The sequence below is a fragment of the Candidatus Hartigia pinicola genome (genome assembly GCA_020541205.1).
GTDB classification, from domain to species: Bacteria; Pseudomonadota; Gammaproteobacteria; order Enterobacterales; family Enterobacteriaceae; genus Hartigia; species Hartigia pinicola.
Window position 1 is genome coordinate 1,564,140 of record CP048208.1, and the last position, 20,907, is coordinate 1,585,046.

8 protein-coding genes are annotated in these 20,907 nt (G+C 25.8%); 6 read left to right on the plus strand and 2 right to left on the minus strand.

All coding sequences use genetic code 11. The annotated features are described in order from the left end of the window. Nucleotides 1–2,749: 2,749 nt before the first annotated feature. Nucleotides 2,750–3,319, minus strand: coding sequence for an elongation factor P (gene efp, locus GFV14_RS03015; RefSeq protein WP_457914689.1), 570 nt, complete (start codon nt 3,317–3,319; stop codon nt 2,750–2,752). A gap of 36 nt (nt 3,320–3,355) precedes the next feature. Here efp and epmB point away from each other — a divergent pair, with 36 nt between their 5' ends. Next, complete coding sequence (epmB, locus tag GFV14_RS03020; protein WP_457914197.1) at nt 3,356–4,372, plus strand: EF-P beta-lysylation protein EpmB; 1,017 nt, start codon at nt 3,356–3,358, stop codon at nt 4,370–4,372. A gap of 6,063 nt (nt 4,373–10,435) precedes the next feature. Here the strand turns inward: epmB and ydiK are convergent. Continuing rightward, nucleotides 10,436–11,551: an AI-2E family transporter YdiK gene (gene ydiK, locus GFV14_RS03025; RefSeq protein WP_457914198.1), complete on the minus strand. Its 1,116-nt coding sequence runs from the start codon at nt 11,549–11,551 to the stop codon at nt 10,436–10,438. A gap of 3,714 nt (nt 11,552–15,265) precedes the next feature. Here ydiK and sufA point away from each other — a divergent pair. From sufA to GFV14_RS03050, 5 genes are all read left to right on the plus strand, one after another. Continuing rightward, nucleotides 15,266–15,646 (plus strand): Fe-S cluster assembly scaffold SufA, encoded by a 381-nt coding sequence (gene sufA / locus GFV14_RS03030; protein WP_457914199.1) that lies wholly within the window; start codon nt 15,266–15,268, stop codon nt 15,644–15,646. Nucleotides 15,647–15,662: 16 nt separating this feature from the next. Then, on the plus strand, nt 15,663–17,165 hold the full coding sequence (sufB, locus tag GFV14_RS03035; protein ID WP_457914200.1) for a Fe-S cluster assembly protein SufB: 1,503 nt from the start codon (nt 15,663–15,665) through the stop codon (nt 17,163–17,165). A gap of 177 nt (nt 17,166–17,342) precedes the next feature. Further along, nucleotides 17,343–18,089 (plus strand): Fe-S cluster assembly ATPase SufC, encoded by a 747-nt coding sequence (gene sufC / locus GFV14_RS03040; protein ID WP_457914201.1) that lies wholly within the window; start codon nt 17,343–17,345, stop codon nt 18,087–18,089. After that, nucleotides 18,064–19,368 carry a Fe-S cluster assembly protein SufD gene (gene sufD / locus GFV14_RS03045; protein WP_457914202.1) on the plus strand — a complete coding sequence of 435 codons (1,305 nt, stop codon included), beginning with the start codon at nt 18,064–18,066 and terminating at the stop codon, nt 19,366–19,368. The genes sufC and sufD overlap by 26 nt, the downstream gene beginning before the upstream one ends. A 7-nt stretch (nt 19,369–19,375) precedes the next feature. Then, nucleotides 19,376–20,614 (plus strand): SufS family cysteine desulfurase, encoded by a 1,239-nt coding sequence (locus GFV14_RS03050; RefSeq protein ID WP_457914203.1) that lies wholly within the window; start codon nt 19,376–19,378, stop codon nt 20,612–20,614. The last annotated feature ends 293 nt before the right edge of the window (nt 20,615–20,907 follow it).

Genomic DNA, 20,907 nt, shown 5'->3' on the forward strand with positions numbered 1-20,907 from the left:
GAACGCGAAATAATAACATGTCTTTAGATTAACATGCAAAGTATAGAATCTATTAGATTTTACTATATCTCAATATTACGAGAAATATATCATATACTGTATTTAAAAATGTTTTATCTATGTAACCTTTCTTCTAACATATTCTTTAAAAAAGGAAAATTATTTTATAGACAAATAAAAAATCAAATAATTTTACTGTTTACAGTACTGTACATCGTTTCTGACACTTCTAGATAAACACGACTAAACACATTATCTATATTTCTTTAACAAAGCTAGCTGTTTTATGACAGTTGTTATTTATACATTTTAACACAATAATATATTCTTATTATTATAATAAATATTGAAAATTAATTTTACTAATATCTTCTTGTAAAGATATACATCAATACACATAAAATTTCATATATCTGCGATCTTTTCTAGAAAATCGTATTTATGCTACATAAGAATAGTTTAAATTCATTAAATACTTTTCTATTAATATTACTCTGTATGCTTTTTAAATCCCAATAACATACATAAAATTATAAATAAACTTTAAGTCTTTTCCTTATATAATATACAAGTCCTGCAACGTCATTTAACATGTCATAAAACATACATCTTTAATGTATTTTACTGTGTTTGTTTTATATATATACTATATTGATATGGAATAAAAATCTACAAAAAGTTAAATATAATCTATAAAATATTATGACACTTACATGATCATGTAAAATATACTTATTTATTATGAATACATATATCCTAATAGAAAATCTTCATGATAGTGAAATAAAATCATTTGATTTTTAACGAAATATGAACTAATTAGAAATATTTACGATAGTAACTAACATATAGTAACACTCTATCCATACATAAATACACTAAATCATTATAACATTAAGCTAAAAAATATATGATTTCATCATTTCCTATAGAAAAGTAAAAATTGAAATCATTACACAAAAATACAAGATTATTTACAACCAAACATCTTATTTTGATAGTAAAACATACATATATAAAGAAAAATCAAATAAAAATTATTCATGATATAAAATAAATTATCACGATGTACTGTAAAATTAATACTATAGTTATGTGCGATTAATAACCGAGATAAAAAGGTTATTACGTCTATTAATTTATTATATCAGTTATCTACATACGAATAAATATAAAAATGATAATACTTTGATATGTATTACGCCAACGATATATTTAGCAATGACATGATATTAAGTAAAAAATCTAATATGTAAATGCATAAGATCTATAAAATTATATACAATAAAAATCTTATCTATTACTTTATATGCTATATCACTGTTTAATTAAAAAAGTTATTATCACGTAATTAATAATGAATTTATCAATGACATACTTGACTAGTTGTTCAAAATTAATAATATATGTCAGTAATCATTGAGTAAGTATTAATAATAATCTTACTTAACGTGACATTTCTTCTTTTTAAGCTTGAGTTAAAATTTCATGTTTTAGACCAGTGGTACACAAAATATTTCGATCACTAATCTTAATAGTGGTAGTGATAACTTGTCTGGTAAATAATATTCATCCCTATCTAATGATTTCCTCTATTTATTTAAAATAATATAACATAAAACTAGAATGATAATATCAATAATCTTTACCCTAGATTCGTCATTAAATTTAGTTGAGCAATAGTGCAGAAAATAATATAACGCTAATTTTAGCTCGTAAAAAATCAATTTTATACATCAATATGTTATTAAATCACAGTGAGGTATGTAAAACATTTTAGATAATATTATTGTATTATCTAGGTATTGTCGACAATTGTTAAGACAGATATATACAATAAACTCTATACTTTCAATATCATCTCTATACCTTAAAAGGTCATAAAAGAATTAGAAGATTCTATAAAATAATTCCAAGTATAGAAAATGATAAAAATTTTAAAGATCTATCTTCACTGTGTAAATCTAATATGTATAATCTCACTATCTCTCAAAAAATATAAATAACAACTGAGATTATAAAAATGCATTCAATCTATAATTCATAAAACAAATATTTCATCACAATATATTGCATTAACATTAACAAAAAATAATCTTTAATCACCGATTAGATATAAAATAAAAGATTTTTGTATTATTCTTCTAAATTACATTATGCTATTTTATTTTGACTGAGTTGAAATCAGTAACATTTTAAAATTTAAAAAAATAAATTACGAGTTTAATTCATGTTGAAATGATTCGAATATTACTCTCCTAATGTACATTATTATTAATTGGACACCTCAAAACCACACAATATATTTTATTTAATTTGCTATATCAGTAGGAACGATAATCTTTGAAATAGTTCGAATATAACTAAATAGAAAATTAATAAAACCCTAAGAATATAAGTATATAAACTAAAATTTGACAATGAAGTTAAGGGCTCTACACTTAAAAATATAAAATATATCAAAGTGTTAAAGTGCTTCTTATTACTATAATAATACTCGTAATCTTAAGGAATCTAAAAATAATAACAAACATACACCTAATCATAATTACTATATTGATATACACCAGTTAATCAATTTAATTAAATACACATGACGCATAAAATATCTTTAAAGAAAATCAAAAACAAAATATCAAAAGAATAATCGTTGAAATACTACTGATATAGTCATAGTAACTTTAATATAAAACTTATAAAAACCGTAATAATTAATAAATTACGGTTTTAAACCTTACTAAAATGATTATTACTTCACACGTGAAACATATACTCCTGAACGAGTATCAACTTTAATCACTTCACCAATTTGAACAAACAAAGGCACCTTAACAATTGCACTATTACTTAACGTAGCTGGCTTACTACCAGAACCTGTTGTATCACCTTTAAGACCTGGATCAGTTTCTATAATTTTTAACTCAACAAAGTTAGGTGGAGTCACAGAAATTGGTCGACTATTCCATAACGTTAAAATACATTGAGATTGTTCAATAAGCCATTTAGCTTTATCACCAACTGCCTTTTCGTCAGCTGAAAACTGCTCAAATGTTTCGTTATGCATAAAATACCAAAATGTACTGTGATTATACAGATAAATTAAATTCATATCTATAACATCTTCAGCACCTTCAATAGCGTCAATAGACTTAAATGTTTTTTCTAGCAGTTGATTAGAAGTTAATTTACGAAGACGAACACGTGAAAACGCCTGACCTTTACCTGGTTTGACAAATTCACTGTCAAGAATGACACAAGGCTCACAATCTAATATAATTTTAAGACCTGGTCGAAATTCATTGATACTATATATAGCCATAACAACCTCTAACATATACTCAATAAGATAAACAAAATGGTCGATATTGTAACTCATAACGTCTCATCCAGACATATATGGATACAGAAGCTGTCTGAAGTCATCACTGAGCCAGATGAATTACTAAAAATTCTGGGACTAAACAATAACTTATCATTTCAATATGACAACGAAGCTCGTAAATTATTTTCATTACGTGTACCAAAACAATTTATTTCACGCATGAAAAGAGGTGATCCACAAGACCCTTTGCTGTTGCAAGTATTAACCGTAAAAGCAGAATGCGATATTTATCCAAATTTTTCTACAGATCCATTAAAAGAACAAAATAATCAGATCCCAAATTTATTACATAAATACCATAACCGAGCATTAATACTGATCAAAGGAGATTGCGCCATTCACTGCCGTTACTGCTTTCGTCGACACTTTCCATATAAATATAACCAAGGAAATAAAAAAAATTGGTTGAAGGCTTTAGAGTATGTAGAGAATCACAGAGAACTAAATGAAGTGATATTTTCAGGAGGAGATCCTTTAATGGCAAAAGATAGTGAGCTTGACTGGTTAATCGGTAAGCTAGAATCTATCCCTCATATTAAACGCTTAAGGATTCATTCTCGTTTACCTGTTGTAATACCAGAACGTATTACTAATAGATTATGTGAAAGACTAGCTCGCTCTCACTTAAAGATTATTATGGTTATGCATATTAATCATGCTAATGAGATTGACGATCTTTTTAAGACTGCAATACAAAAATTAAAAAAGAACAATATCACATTACTCAATCAAAGTGTGCTTTTACGTGGTGTAAATAATGATGCACAAACTTTGGCAAACTTAAGTAATATTCTTTTCGATGTGGGTATCTTACCTTACTATTTGCATGTTTTAGATACAGTTCAAGGAGCTGCTCATTTCTTAGTTAGTGATCAAGACGCTCAGAAATTAATACAAGAATTATTAGGGAAAATCTCAGGTTATTTAGTCCCCAAGCTGGTAAGAGAAATTTATGGTAAACCAAGTAAAACATTACTCGACTTAAACTAAAAAGAGCGCTAACATTTAAATATTAAAATAACACAAAACATACATTAAATATTTATTTACGAACGTTAATAAAACTCATTAAGTATTGTATTTTAATCACACAACTCAAAATAATATTTTATTTAATCTAGTTACCCTGCAAAATACATTCTATTTATTTCATTTTCTTTATGATAGAAATTATTTTTTTTCAGTATTACATATAAATTTTGAATCAGTATAATATTATTCAAACAGAAAAATTATTTTCCTTTTAGACACTTAAAAACCTGGTAATTACACCAGGTTTTTATAAAAACACTTGCGACCTTCAGTTGTTTAATGACTAATTATTTAAATTATCCGCTATAAACAACACCACAACACCACAACAATATTTTATTTTTATATATGCTCTTTCATTTTTATAATGCATTATAGTGACTTGAGGATTTGTTAATTCTTTTCACATTGAAGATACTATTTTGTCACATTAAGTGTCATTAACCTCAATAATTACAAAATATATATAACACTATGACTGATTTGAAGACATTTTAAAAACATTGTATATACTCTATCTTATTCAATATATATTCGAAATATTAATTAAAATATGCACAAACACATAAAGATCTTTGCTATGCAAGATAAAGTTTTGCATAAAATTATAGGAATAATTTTCATATGTATACCTTATCAACTCATTCTCTTGTATACTAAAAACTTAGTAACATCATCTTTTTATAAAAAATACAGCTAAAAATAAAAATCTTTAATCTACTCTTTTACTTTTTATCTCAGATAAATATATATTTACAGATAAACAATCAAAGATTTTTCTATTGCTACTCATAACAATAAACATTTACATTAGTTGTAAAAAATAGAAAGCATTAGAATATATATGCTAATAGTATCTAATTTTATAGATTTAACTGAATGAACGAGAGAGTAGTTAAATAACTTCCCTCTCTATTCAAAAATACTTGACTTTTACCTCTATATAAGTCACGTGATCTTAAGAGATGATGAAGTATAATCTTAATCAAAATTATTACAGTCATCTCTCAAGACTAAAATCATACTATTAAACAAGTTATTTAGTAAGATTAACAATAATTATCTTAATCATAATACTGCAAAAATATATAATGCATTAATAATTTTTAATTTCTTTAATAATATTAAAAATAATTTTACTATATTATCTACGTTAGTGAGAATTTGAAAAATTTAAGCTACGCAATAAGTAATTTTTAACTTTTTAGCAATATTATAAATATTAAGTATAATATCTTCATTAATCACAATACATTTTTTTGACTGAAACATATGAATATCTTTATATTTATTCCTTTTATAGAAGGACATCATATCACTTAAAATAGTAATATATTTGAAGCGTTGTTTTATAATAATCATTACAAGCGAACTTTTAAGAAGCATTACTTTCATAGTCATACTTAGATATTTACAATTACATTCATTAATAATTTTAATAAAGATACCGTGTATAATTATAGTATTTTTAGCAAGATAAACTTTGAAATAGAGTTCAGTGTAATGAAGAAAAAGCAACCTTCTGATTAGAAATGTTTATATTGGCACTACTTAAAATTATAATATTTATGCGATTATGGATTCAAAAAAAATTAAAAAAAATCAGTACAACTTGAAAGTTGTACTGAAAATAATCAAACCTCTTGCATCATAAGAAATATCAAAAAAGATACTTACAATTTAATATATATAAGCAATATAATAAAATATAAAATATTATAGAAATAAAAACATCTAATAGATTTGAGCATAAACAAAACATTACTTAGATAAGTAAAAAATCTGTTAATAAAAAGACTATACAATTAATAAATTTTTAGTGACATCAAAGATTATGTACTGAGTTAAACAATTAAGATAAAACCACGACACGCTCAATATTTTATATCAATCACTAAATATTACATCTATAAGCCTGCATTAAACACATTATACAGCATCACAAATATAAATAATAATGCGAAGTATTAGAACGCTAGTTTTCAACTTCTCCAGCTAGCAATATAATCTTAATATTGTACAAAAACACTGCAGAACTTTTTACTTGAAGCTCATATAGTATTAAAACTGCGTAACTAAATTTTCCTTTATGTGAATCTAAATAAATCAGCTGTTATTTCAATAACTATACTTGAGTGACCTCAAAATAATTTTCAAAAATTACTAAAGAAGAAAATTTGATCTTTCTTACTACTCAAATCATAAAATTTATAATATTATGATCATATAGCTTTCTCATTAAATTAAAGTAAATAATGAAATTTTCACTTAATATCATGCTAATCATAGTAAGAACATGCATTATATAATATAAATATAACGATGATTCAACTGAGTTTTACTACAACACTTGTTAATAAACTATATATTTTCTATGAGATAAATATGTTACTTTATGTTTTGACATTCACGCAGAAATAATTTTAAATTATAATATAATATATAATAATCTACTATGATTACTCTACATATATACCTATACCATTTTACATAATATAGCCATGGTTAAATGCAAATACTAAGATAATTACTTTTATCTATTTACTTCTAACATTTCTTACTTTGAGAATAATAACAACTCAAACTATTTTAACATAACACTATAAAATAGTACCATGAGATAAAATTGAAATTTTATAAATTCTCTTACAAAATAGGATATAGTTATAATCATAGTTAAATTAATTTGTAATAAAAAAATAAAGCACAAAACTATGATATTCAAAATGAATACATCAGAAGATTTAATAACATTATTTAATATAATTATTAAAAAGTGAGCAGATAATTTAATATCTATTAGAAAAGTAAAAAAATAACACTGAAATAAAGTGATACATTAACAATCTCTGCATGCTTACATGCTATCATTACGTTATAGAAAATACAATTTATTAAACATAATAAATAAAATATAATTTTAAAATTCATCATGATAAATATGCATTATACTATAAATCCTGTATATACAAGCAATAGTTTTTCTAAATATTCCAATTTTAACCTTCTCTTAATAAATTCAGCACTTCAAACTTCAAATAAGTAAGATACTTACATGTAAGTGCTTAAATATCAAATAAGCTTTATTATTTAGAGATTGAAAAATAAATTCTTCTAATAAATCAATCTTAATTAGATGTTTTATACATGTACTGTATATCCGTGAAAAATACTTTCCCGTAAAATATACACTTTGTTAATTTTCAAAACTTCAATATAATCATGTTATTATCTAAATTGTTTTAGAAAAGAAATTATAAAAATAAAACGATGCCTAATTTAAAATAAGATTTAAAATATCGTTATAATTCAGAAAATATGATAAAAGAAAACTTGTAAAATATTAAAGACTATATTTTAGTAAACACTAAAATTTACTTTAATAAAATACCAATACGTTAAAATAGCATCATAAAACATCTTATGAAATATTATCCTTATATAAAAACCTTTCGCATGTTTAGGGGATCTCAAGTAAAAAGAATAGTCCATTTATTCTACTAAATAAAGTCATAAATCAAATAAACTCAATGCGTTCTCTACTCTTAAATTGATCCTAACAACTTAACTCATTGAACATGTATTATTAGCCAAAACAATCTGCATAATGTAGAAAAACTATAAATGGTATTTACATGCTATTTTAACATGTACAATTTTTTATCATGTAAAGAAATGTGGTTTAACAATTAAGAAAGATATATTGATAATAATTTATTACGATAATTACAAAATAACTATATTATCCTATATTTTACTTTATTTTACTGCATATCACTTTAATTAATTTTAACTGTTTTAATATAGTCTATGACTAATATCATATATTATGTTTACAATATATAAACTCTACATTCAACTCATAGCCCTATTGATTTAATCTAAATATATGACAAAAATAAGTTAGAATAATGCTTCCACTCTATTAATTTTATTTAACTAAGCATATAGAGTTAATTTTTAATATTGGTTTATTTTAGCTTGATATTCTAAAATTACTTACTGTATAATAAAAAAATAAAACATAAATAACTTATATAATTATAATATCAAAATCTTTTTCGCTATCCATATAAAAACAAAATAGCTTTCAGAAATACTGAAAATAATAAAAAAATAACAACAACTAAATTATCTAGTACAATTTTCAGTAAAGTATAAAATTGATTATATCTGATAAAGTTATCATCAAATAAGTATAATCATCTTTATTGTTTATAATAAAGATACGAGAATTACTTTTAGTATTAATCAAAAATCTATAAGATTTTTTGCAGAATCTATTTTAGCTACTATCATTGAGCTGATAGTATACATATAAAAATATACTACCTATCTCAGGTTCTTCTTGTATTGGACTATTATTAAAATATTTACTAGACCTAGTAAATAACATAAGAAGATCGCAACCCTTATGAATTATCAGATTCTTAAGCATAAAAACATGAAAATAGCTATATTCTGTACTAGTAGTCATTGTAGCAATGGTCATTTTAAAATAAACATTTAAAAACACTATTAATAAATCCAAGCATGTATTAATACTTTATTATTTTATTTTCTTGTATGAAAATTTGCAATCTCATATTTTTATTTTAAGATACAGATAGATATGCTATATCTTAAAAAGGTCAAAATTATACAATAGCAAGGATAATTAGACCATTTTAAGTATACTATTTATACAATAACTTGAATGCACATCACTGTTACTATTACTATTTTTATCACTATTAAAATAATCAGTAGCCATTTAAACTAATTAATAAACAAATTATGCTATTTCCTAAAGTCACAACTATTAAAATAAAAATGACTGCATTAACATAATAGCTAGAAATGTTTTATAAATCTCATAATAAAAGTACTTCAATATTGATTGAACGCTCATCTTTTAATAAATAAAGATTAAAAATACCAATACTTTTATTAAAATAATAGTTTAAATATCTATTCTTCTCAAATTTAACGATATAATTAGAAAACCCAAGATAAACCTAGCATATTATCATCAAAAACTCCTGTAAAATAAAACGAAAAAAATTTTCTATTAATACCCCCCTTTAAAAATTAAAGAAAATATCTGACTATCTTTATAAAAATCTCTATTATTAAAATAAAAATTTTATACCGGTGAGTTAAAATACGAATTAAAACCTAACTCTTAACCAAGATCTTATCATTAATAATATATATATCATTACTCAATTGATAATATTGCAATAGGTAATTTAAGATAAAAGATTTAAGAAAATATGAATTTTCAAAATTTATAAAGAGCTAATTAACAATTATAATCTACTCATAAAATTATATATTTTAAAAAATTTCTAGTAATGTAAGAAATTTATATATCATTTATGATATATAAATTATATACCATTCATACTTTAAATGACTATTAGCTGATAATACAAATAAATAATTTAACATACATGATATAGATTTATCATTACTTATAAAACATGTTGCAATTACTATGTTTTATATTAATTCTTTCAAATATTAAAATAAAACATTTAATTTATTAAAAAATTACAATGATAAATATTATTTTTTATTATACACCATTAATTTATACTATTAGATTACCATTAACTAAATTTATATAACTACCTGTTAATAATTAACATTTCATCAAATAATAAATAAAATATATGTACAAATTAAATTCAATAAAATATTTATTAAAATAAATTTAAAAATATTTTATAAACTAATATATTAACATTAATACAAAAATTTATTTAAAATAGCACCTTACAGTGCAACAAAAACAATATTATAATATAAATTATATTAACGTTAATATATATGAATATATAATTATCTCAAATAATAATTATTTAATGCTATGCTTACTTGTGATTGCTTAAAGATAATATTTTTAATAAAAATGTAACATTAAAATAAAGCTAAGTTGAATCATTTTTGTTCAAAAAAATGTTTAAACATATCATGAGATATTTATTATTTATATACTGAACATTAAGCATGTTAATAGTAAGTTTAATATTACGTTTATTTTTTAATCATAAACTCCTCTTTAAGAAAGCGTTGTGTTTCTTCAAGACTTTCATCAGGCACAGAAACTTCATTCATCCACGCTTTGAATAAAATATATGAAACAGCTAAAACAACAGGACCGATAAATAAACCGATCATACCAAAAGATAAAATTCCACCAATTACCCCAAAAAGAATCAGGACCATAGGAAGATCTGCGCCCATTTTAATAAGCCAAGGGCGTAAAACACCATCCATAGTAACAATAATTGCAGTCCACAGTGCAAGGATAATAGCCCATATTGTATTCCCTATCCAAAAAAGCCAAATAACAGAGGATGCCATAATTAGCAATGGACCAAGTTGTGCAACACAACAAATAAATAACAATATAGTAAGGATAGCGGGATAATGAAGTCCTGATAAAGCCAGACCAATACCTCCCAAAATCGCTTGGATTAGTGCTGTTACAACAACTCCAAGAGCAACAGCTCGAATTGATTGCGCAGCTAAAATCACAGCAGCATCACCACGAATACCAGCTAAACGAACAGCAAAATGTCGTATGCCTAAAATAACAAATTCACCTTTCAAATAAAGTAATCCACTAAATAGTAACATCAACATTAAATGAAACATAAATCTTCCTGCATTAATAGCTTGGGCAATACACCAGGCTACAGCTTGTCCAAAATAAGGTTGAACTTTTGCAAGTAGTGCGTTACCACCACTTGCGATTAACTTATGCCAAGCATAATAACTTTTTTCTCCTATAAGGGGGATACTATTCAACCATTCTAAATCTGGTAAATATACGCTATTAGTAGATTTAACTAATTCAATAAACGGAGCACTGTTTTGAATGACACTGCCAATAAGAAGACCCAGTGGTATTACAAACAATAACAATATTAAAGATACCATAATCAAAGTAGAGAGCCAGCGTTTATTCCACAATCTTATCTCTATTCTTAGCAATAAAGGCCAAGTTGCAATTACTATCATACCAGCCCAAACAAAACCTAAAATAAAAGGGTGTAAAACCCAAAAGCAAACTGTTATCATTAAAATAATAAAAGAAAATCCGAAAATAAATTTCGGTAAATCAAACTGTTTTTGCAATTTTTCCATCAAGAAATGTTCCTTAATAAACAATAACACTGTATATATGTGTTATATTTTCAAAAGCAAAAAAATAATACTGTGATGTAATTTTCGCTAATCACATAATCAGTCTTTTTACTCTTTTTCATAGATCGTTTGGACATAAAGTATTGAACCTAAATTCTCGTAAAAACATTACACACTATTATATTACTTGAATTAAAAGTATATAACGAATAATATCAATACTATACAAAAAAAGTCATCATTAACAATGCGCTTTACATGTAATTGAAGAAATATTATTTAAATAAGCTCAAAATTATATATCTAAATAATTAGAATAGTAAACATAATAAAAGAGCTAAATATTTATTATGTCTTATCTCATTGCTTTGTATTTCTTCAATCCGATGAAGATAAATAAATGATTTCATATGTTACACAACTAAAATAGTTTATAAACGATTTTTTCGTACCTTCTAGGTGGATTAGCAAAAATAAGGAAATGTCATCTAACAAAACATTATCGTTAATATGTTATATAAACTAATTGCTTTCTCAAAAATCATTGAGAACACAACTAACTTAAAAGTTAAAACTAGTATTAATTTAAAATTAATTCAATAATTTATTAGATCTTAAATATATTTTCACTAAAATTAATAAATAGTAATCCAGCTAAATTAAATAAAATAATTAACACTAATACTTGTTATTACAACTATCTATTTAGTCTATAATGATAAAATATTTTATGATATAATAACTATAAAATCTCTTAATTAAATAAATAACAAATTCATAAGTATACGACGTCATTCCTATTAGAATTGTATAAATAATTGTGTTAAAAGATTTAACTCATGATCATAATATAATATTAAAATACTGATTATGCAAAATTTTTAATTATTGAAATTTAAAGGATTCTTAGTGAGTTATTCACACTGCAATATATTTAATATATAATAAAATACTTTAATTAACGTATACACAACTATAATTTAACAAAAAAAATCTGCAAACTCTGTCACTATTTAAAGAAAAGCACTTTCAGTAAAATTTCTGGTTCAAACGCATCAACTCTTCCTTGTATTAAATCTTTCAGTTATTATTTAACATTCAAGCGTATTAAATATTTTCTACATAATCACAAAACAATACATTTTTTATGATAAATAATGCTAGATGTTTAAATATCTCTTATATTGATTTGATATTTTCTATCAATTTAATACACATTAAATAAACTCTCTCTTAGTGGACCTTACTCTTAGTAATTGTATTAAAAATGTAAAATTTAGCGCGTTAGGATTTTTTAATAATTACAACTATGTATAAGCATACACTAGCCAAAATACTTCATATATATTTATGTTATCCGGCAATAAACTATTTACAAATAACAGTAATTATCATATATGTTAAAATTATCAAGATCTTTTTATCTATACTTGTTGAATTATGATTGCAATTACATAAATTAACTTTAGTTACATGTCTTTAAAATTGCATTTTATTATGCACATATATTTTTTACATTCTCTACCACCCATTTTTTAACAATTGATATATCAAAGATCATACAATGTGTATTAACGCTGTTAAACTACCACTCATACGAACTTTAGTAACCATATTGTTAATACCTGATTTAGAAAAGTGACTGTTATTTCTAAATAATATCTTTTACTAAAAAATACAATAATAATCTAAGATTCACCTTGACGATAAAATTACTAAAACTTTTTTTATTAGAAGCTAATATTTAAAAATGCAACAAAAATAAAAATATTTATACATATTCACTTCCAGAAATAATATATATATTTTCTATTTACACAACAAAAGTTTAATCTATTAAAATATATATCAATATATAACACTTAGTAAATTTGCATTATTCTGAGAATAATAAATCAATCATTATTCAGTTTAAACAAAATTTTTAATAAGTTCACAATTAAATTATTGATGATTAATACTAAAATACTGACGCAATATATTTAGAAAGAAATAATAATTGCCTCAATAAAATTTAAAAAATAAATTTTAATATTTGAGTATGTATAATATAATTAATACAAACTAAATAAAAATAAATATTCTTACATTTAAAGTTCAATATTTAATGAGGTAACATAACTATTACTTAAAAAGCATCTGTTATTATATTCCACATACTGAAATTAATATACCTTTCCTATTATGATTAAAAAATAATAATTGTCAAACTACTTTATCATAGTTTGAGATACAAAATTTAAAAAAATAAATTACTTCTATAATAGATATGAGATAATTTCAACTTTAACCTTAAAATACAAATAGCTAGTTTGTTAATCATTACAAAAAGTAATAATTGCTAATTTTATTGTATTGATTGAAAAATTTAAATATAAAATATATCATTACTATTGTTATTTCATAATAACACGTAATATATTATAAACTTTCTTGTGCACATTACTAAAATAATATAAAAATCACAAATTATCTCATCTAAAAATAAATCTAGAATAGTTAATAGTTGAAATATCCACTCACTTTATTCCTACTTGACATCAATAAATACTATAAATGATGTAATTACTAACAATAGCAGTGTACCACATACATATTATCTATTAATGATTAACAACTATTACAATAACACAGCTAAATTAAAACAACACATTTAATGTGTTAATCATGATGCATAAATAAACATACTAATTAAATAATAATACACAGTAGACAATTTTATTTAAGTACTATAAATAGCCATTTCAAAAAAATTCAGCTAAATTATTAGAACATCCTTAGATCTGTTTATACATTAGTACTTAATATAAAACACTTTAAACATTTATAATTTATCTTAAAAATCTAACACAGAGAAAACTAATCAATTTTACTTGTTAGGACTCTGATAACTAATTGTAGTAGCGAAAATCAAATATATATAAAATATACAAATTAATCAAATACTTAAAACTATATCAAGAATTACGCAATAATTTTTAAGATAAATTTCACCTAAAAAGCTGGCATTAATTACGAAAGAATATATAGTTTCAAACATATTAGCATGATCATAGCAGGATCTAGTAATGAATATTTTAAATTCAGCACGCCTATTAATAAGAAAACACAATAACTTTGTGCTGCATTAATAACATTATAGGCAATTTACTATCCTGATGAAAGCATTCCGTTCAATTTTACAATCTTTATATTATGTAGATAAACAACATGTCTTAAGCTTAAAATTAAAAATATTTTTATTCCGAAACGAAAAGAATTATTATATTGTTATGAAGCTAATTTGTACTAACCAAGCATTATATTTTAATATATTGATATATTTTATTTTAAAAGACAATAACATCATACCTATTAATTAATGACACTGTATTTTTTGATTAACATTTCCGATCTTGAAATACTTGTGGCTCAGAATGTTTGATTTGTTTCGTTTTAATTTTAATACTTCCATTTTAATTCAGTTGTATAATATATATTATTATTAATTTGTTCTGTTTTTTATTGATACCGTTATGAACATGTTGATCGTTTAACATAACTTTTCTAGTTTTCATGAGTAATTAAGTACAATAGAAGAAATCAATGCATTATACTAAATATCACATATTAAAAAATAATTAAGCAACAAAATTTATAATAATCATAACATATAAACAAACTGAGTCAATTTTCTAATAACTAACTAAAAATCTCTTAAAATGTGGTGTAAAAATGACTAAAAAAATAAGTGATAGTCTAAAAATTTCTTTTCTAGATCAAAATACCTGGCAAGGCGCTAATTTAACAGATAACGCTGCAAAGCAAATTAAAAAATTAATGAAACAATACCCTAACACTCAAGGACTTGCGCTAAGTATTAAACAGTCAGGTTGTGCTGGTTTTAGTTATATTTTTGACATGATAGAAAACCCAACAGAGAACTATCTATTTTTCGAACATAATGGTGCGCATCTTTATATACAAAAAGAATCAATGCCATTTATTGATGGTACAGTTATTGATTATGTCCAGGAAGGGCTTAATCGTATGTTTAAATTTAACAACCCTAAAGCCCAACACGCCTGTGGGTGTGGTGAAAGCTTCAGCGTTTAACATGTGAAGTTAGCTTATGTCTCAAAGTAATATGAAAATTGACAATACAGTGCAACTCTGGCTTGATCAGAGGCGTTATAAAGAAGGTTTTTTTACTAATGTAGCCACAGATGAAATGCAACAAGGAATAAACGAAGATGTTATTCGCGCTATTTCCGAAAAACGTAAAGAACCTGATTGGATGCTACAATTCCGTATGAATGCTTATCATCAATGGAAGGAAATGCAAGAACCACATTGGTTAAAAGCTCATTATCCTAATTTAAATTATCAAGAGTACAGTTATTATTCAGCGCCTGCTTTTTGTGGTTCTAATAATCATACTTGCAGTGCAGAATCGAAAGCAACACAAACCGATTGTATTACAGAAACAAATCACTATTTAACAGAAAAAGTTGAAGAAGCTTTTAACCAACTCGGTATTCCTGTCCGTGACGGAAAATCTATTGCGGTTGATGCAATTTTTGATTCAGTATCAGTTTCCACCACATCCCGTAACGATCTTGCTAAACATGGTATTATTTTTTGCTCGTTTAGCGAAGCTATAAAAACATATCCTGAAATGATAAAAAAGTACTTAGGTACTGTTATACCTAGTAACGATAATTTCTTTGCTGCACTAAATTCCGCGGTTGCATCAGATGGAACTTTTGTATATATCCCTAAAGGAGTACATTGCCCCATGGAACTCTCCACATATTTCCGCATTAATTCGGCTAAAACCGGACAATTTGAACGTACAATTTTAATTGCGGATGAAAATAGCTATGTCAGCTATATTGAAGGATGTTCTGCACCGATTCGTGATAGCTACCAACTGCATGCTGCCGTTGTTGAAGTTATCATTCATAAAGATGCTGAAGTAAAATACTCTACAATTCAGAACTGGTTTTCAGGTGAAAACAGTGAAGCAGGAGGTATTCTTAATTTTGTAACTAAACGAGCTCTCTGTGAAGGAAAAAATTCTAAAATGTCTTGGACCCAGTCAGAAACAGGCTCAGCTATTACTTGGAAATATCCAAGTGTAATATTAAAAGGCGATAATTCTGTAGGCGAATTTTTTTCTATTGCCTTGACAAATGGTAACCAACAAGCTGACACCGGAACAAAAATGATCCATATTGGAAAAAATACCCGATCAACAATTATTTCTAAAGGTATCTCTGCTGGAAAAAGCCAAAATAGTTATCGTGGCTTGGTAAAAATATTACCTAGTGCTCAATATGGGCGTAATTTTACGCAATGTGAATCAATGTTAATAGGTACTCAGTGTGGTGCACATACATTTCCATATATAGAAATAAAAAATAAGACTGCACAACTCGAACATGAGGCAACAACATCCCGCATCGGGGAAGATCAGCTTTTTTACTGCTTCCAGCGTGGGATGAACGAAGACGATGCCATTTCAATGATAGTAAATGGTTTTTGTAAGGATGTTTTCTCCAAGCTTCCATTAGAATTTGCAGTAGAAGCACAAAAATTATTAGCAATCAGCTTAGAGAATAGTGTGGGTTGAATATGATTAGAATATATATCCATTATACTTCAAAATTGTAATTAGCTCTGTCTATAGGTAAAATCCGTAACTCAGTTCACATAATTACTTATCTTCCTCTAAGTATTTAAACTTTCCTGCTTACATGAAATGCAGATTATTTTTATATATGCGCAGATGCGCTAAAGGCATACTGATATGTTAAGTATTAAGAATTTACATGTAAGTGCAGAAAATAATAAAATCTTACAAGGTTTATCATTAAAAGTCAAACCCGGAGAAGTACATGCCATTATGGGTCCAAATGGTTCAGGAAAAAGTACACTATCTGCAACATTAGCAGGTCGTGAAGATTATAGAATTGATAGTGGTACAATTATTTTTAAAGGTAAAGATCTTTTTAAATTAAATCCTGAAGAACGCGCTGGTGAAGGTATTTTCTTAGCATTTCAATATCCAGTTGAAATTCCAGGAGTCAGCAATCAAATTTTTCTAAAAACCGCAGTAAATGCGGTACGTAAATATCGTCAGCAAGAAATTTTAGATCGTTTTGATTTTGAAGATTTTATTAAAAATAAAATTAATTTACTAGAGATGCCACAAGATTTATTAACTCGTTCCGTGAATGTAGGATTCTCAGGTGGAGAAAAAAAACGTAATGATATTTTACAAATGGCAGCACTGGAACCACAGTTATGTATATTAGATGAAACTGATTCCGGTGTAGATATCGATGCATTAAAAATTATCGCAAATAACATAAATTTAATGCGTTCCCCAGAACGTTCGTTTATTATCGTGACACATTACCGGCGTATACTTGACTACGTCACACCTGATTATGTTCACGTGCTATCTCAAGGAAAAATAATCAAATCAGGTGATTTTAGCTTAGCAAAAAAACTGGAGGAACAAGGTTATGGTTGGCTTATTAACCAACAATGAAAAAAAAAATCAACAAGCTAAGTTCTCTGCATTGAATGAGAAAGCCATGGCACATTTTGCAACACTTTTTGAAAAAAGATCTGGGTCTAAATCTCGTCATGCAGCAATTCATTGGGAAAAAGCGAAACAGGTAAACTTACCTGTTTTTCGTCATGAAGATTGGCGCTATACACCATTACAGTCATTACTCATGACTCAGTATAATTTTGCTAAAAAAAATATTAATGAAACAACGTGTAAATCGCTAGCTTTATCTATTGATGCTTATCGAATTGTCCTTGTTAATGGATGGTATAATACAATATTAAGTTCGATTGATACAGGGCCGTTTCAAGTTACATTATTAGAGAATCAGGATATATTACCATATGAAATTAAAAGTGAAATATTTTTACACATTACTGAAAGCTTAGCAACACAACCAATTATTATCTATCTTCCAAAAAATACAATCGCAAAAAAACCACTTTATCTTCTAAATATTAGTAGTGGCAATAATAGTAAAGAAATGAATATCAGTCAATATCGTTATCACATGACGTTAGATACAAATAGTACAGCTCAAGTTATTGAGCACTTTGTTAGTCTGAATGATCAAGCTCATTTTACAGGAAGCCGTTTAACAGTTAAAGTCGGTAATAATAGTAAATATCAACACGTTAAATTACATCATGAGAATAGCCAAGCTCAGTATTTTTCACATAATGACATCTTGATTGGTCGTGATAGTAAAGTCTTAAGTAACAGCTTTTTATTAGGTGCTAAGTTAACTAGAAATCAAACTAGTATAAAAATGGAAGGTGAAAATTCTACTTTATTACTTAATAGCTTATTATCACCAAAAAATACTGAAATAATAGATGTTCGAACTTACCTTGAACATAATATAAGGAACTGTGAAAGCCATCAATTACATAAAATTATTGGTATGGATAGCAGTATATCAGTGTTTAATGGTATGATTAAAGTTTCAAAAAATGCATTGAAAACTAATAGTCAAATGACTAATAACACTTTGTTATTAGGTAATAAATCTGAAATTAATACTAAGCCTCAATTAGAAATTTATACCGATGACGTTAAATGTAAACATGGAGCTACAGTGGGTCACATTAATGACGAAGAGATCTTTTATCTTCGCTCAAGAGGTATCAAATATAAAACTGCAAAATATATGATCATAATTGCTTTTACAGCAGAACTTACTGAAGTAATTTCACCGAAAGAACTGAAACAAGCAGTGATGATCAATATTCACGAGCGCTTAACAGAGGTTTAATACTTGTATGTTCTACAATGTTATATCAATTAGACAAGATTTTCCTGGTTTACATCAAAAAGTTAATAACCATCCGTTAGTCTACCTTGATAGTGCAGCAAGCACACAAAAACCATTACAAGTTTTTAAAAAAGAAAGTGAATTTACGTTGTATCAATATGCTGCTGTGCATCGCGGTATACATACGCTTAGCATACAAGCAACATCAATGATGGAAAAAGTGCGTCAAAAAGCAGCGAATTTTATTCATGCTAGCTCAGCAGAAGAAATTGTATTTGTTAAAGGTACAACGGAAGCTATTAATTTAGTTGCCAACAGCTTTGGACGAAAATTTATTGGTAAAAACGATAATATTATTATTACTGAAATGGAACATCACGCTAATATTGTTCCATGGTATATGTTATCAAAAGTTATTGGTTTTGAAATTAGAATCTTATCTATATCTGATACTGGAAAATTAAAATTAGAAAAACTAAATAAACTGATTGACGCTCAGACTCGTTTACTCAGTTTTACTCATATTTCTAATGTTCTCGGCACAATTAACCCAGTTAAAGAAATCATTCAACAAGCAAAAACACTAGCAGCATCTTATGGTACAGAACTACATGTTTTAATAGATGGTGCGCAAGGAGCAATGCACAGTATTGTCAATATGCAAGATTTAGATTGTGACTTCTATGCTTTCTCAGGGCATAAATTATATGGACCAACAGGAATCGGTATTCTTTATGCTAAAAAAACGATCTTAGACCAAATGCCTCCATGGGAAGGTGGTGGATCTATGATTCAGAACGTCAGCTTTAAAAATGGTATTACTTATGCTGATGCGCCATGGCGTTTTGAAGCAGGAACACCAAATATCACTGCCATTATTGGGCTCGGTGCTGCATTTGATTATCTTAGTGAAATTGGCCAAGAAAAAGCATTCTCTCATGAGGAAAAGATTATGACTTATGCTACACAAAAATTAAAAGATATTCCTGCACTAGTCTTATTTGGAAATGATAAACGTAAAGGAGTGATTTCTTTTAATTTAGGAACACATCATTCCTATGATGTAGGATTATTTTTAGATCAATATGGGATCGCAATTCGCACTGGTCATCACTGTGCTTTACCATTGATGAATCGTCTAAATATATCTGCAGCGTGTCGAGCTTCTATCGGTATATATACAACACAAGATGATATCGATGTCTTATTTAATGCCTTAAAGCGCATCAATACATTGCTAGGCTAAATATTTTTTTAAAATACCTTATTAATTTTATCAAACTTATTAAATGAATCTAATATAGATATTAATATTTAATATTGCTTAATTTATTAAGATTACTCATTAAACCTATGAAAATAATTAAATTAATATCGTCGTTTATTAAGAAGTTTTTATTAAAATAATTGTAGTTAGATGATGGAATAGTTAAAAAATTCTACCGTATCACAACTCAGGTACAAATAATTATTTTACGTAAATAAACTATAACACAGTTAATATCAATAGCTGATAGAATCATGAATAAATATTACCTA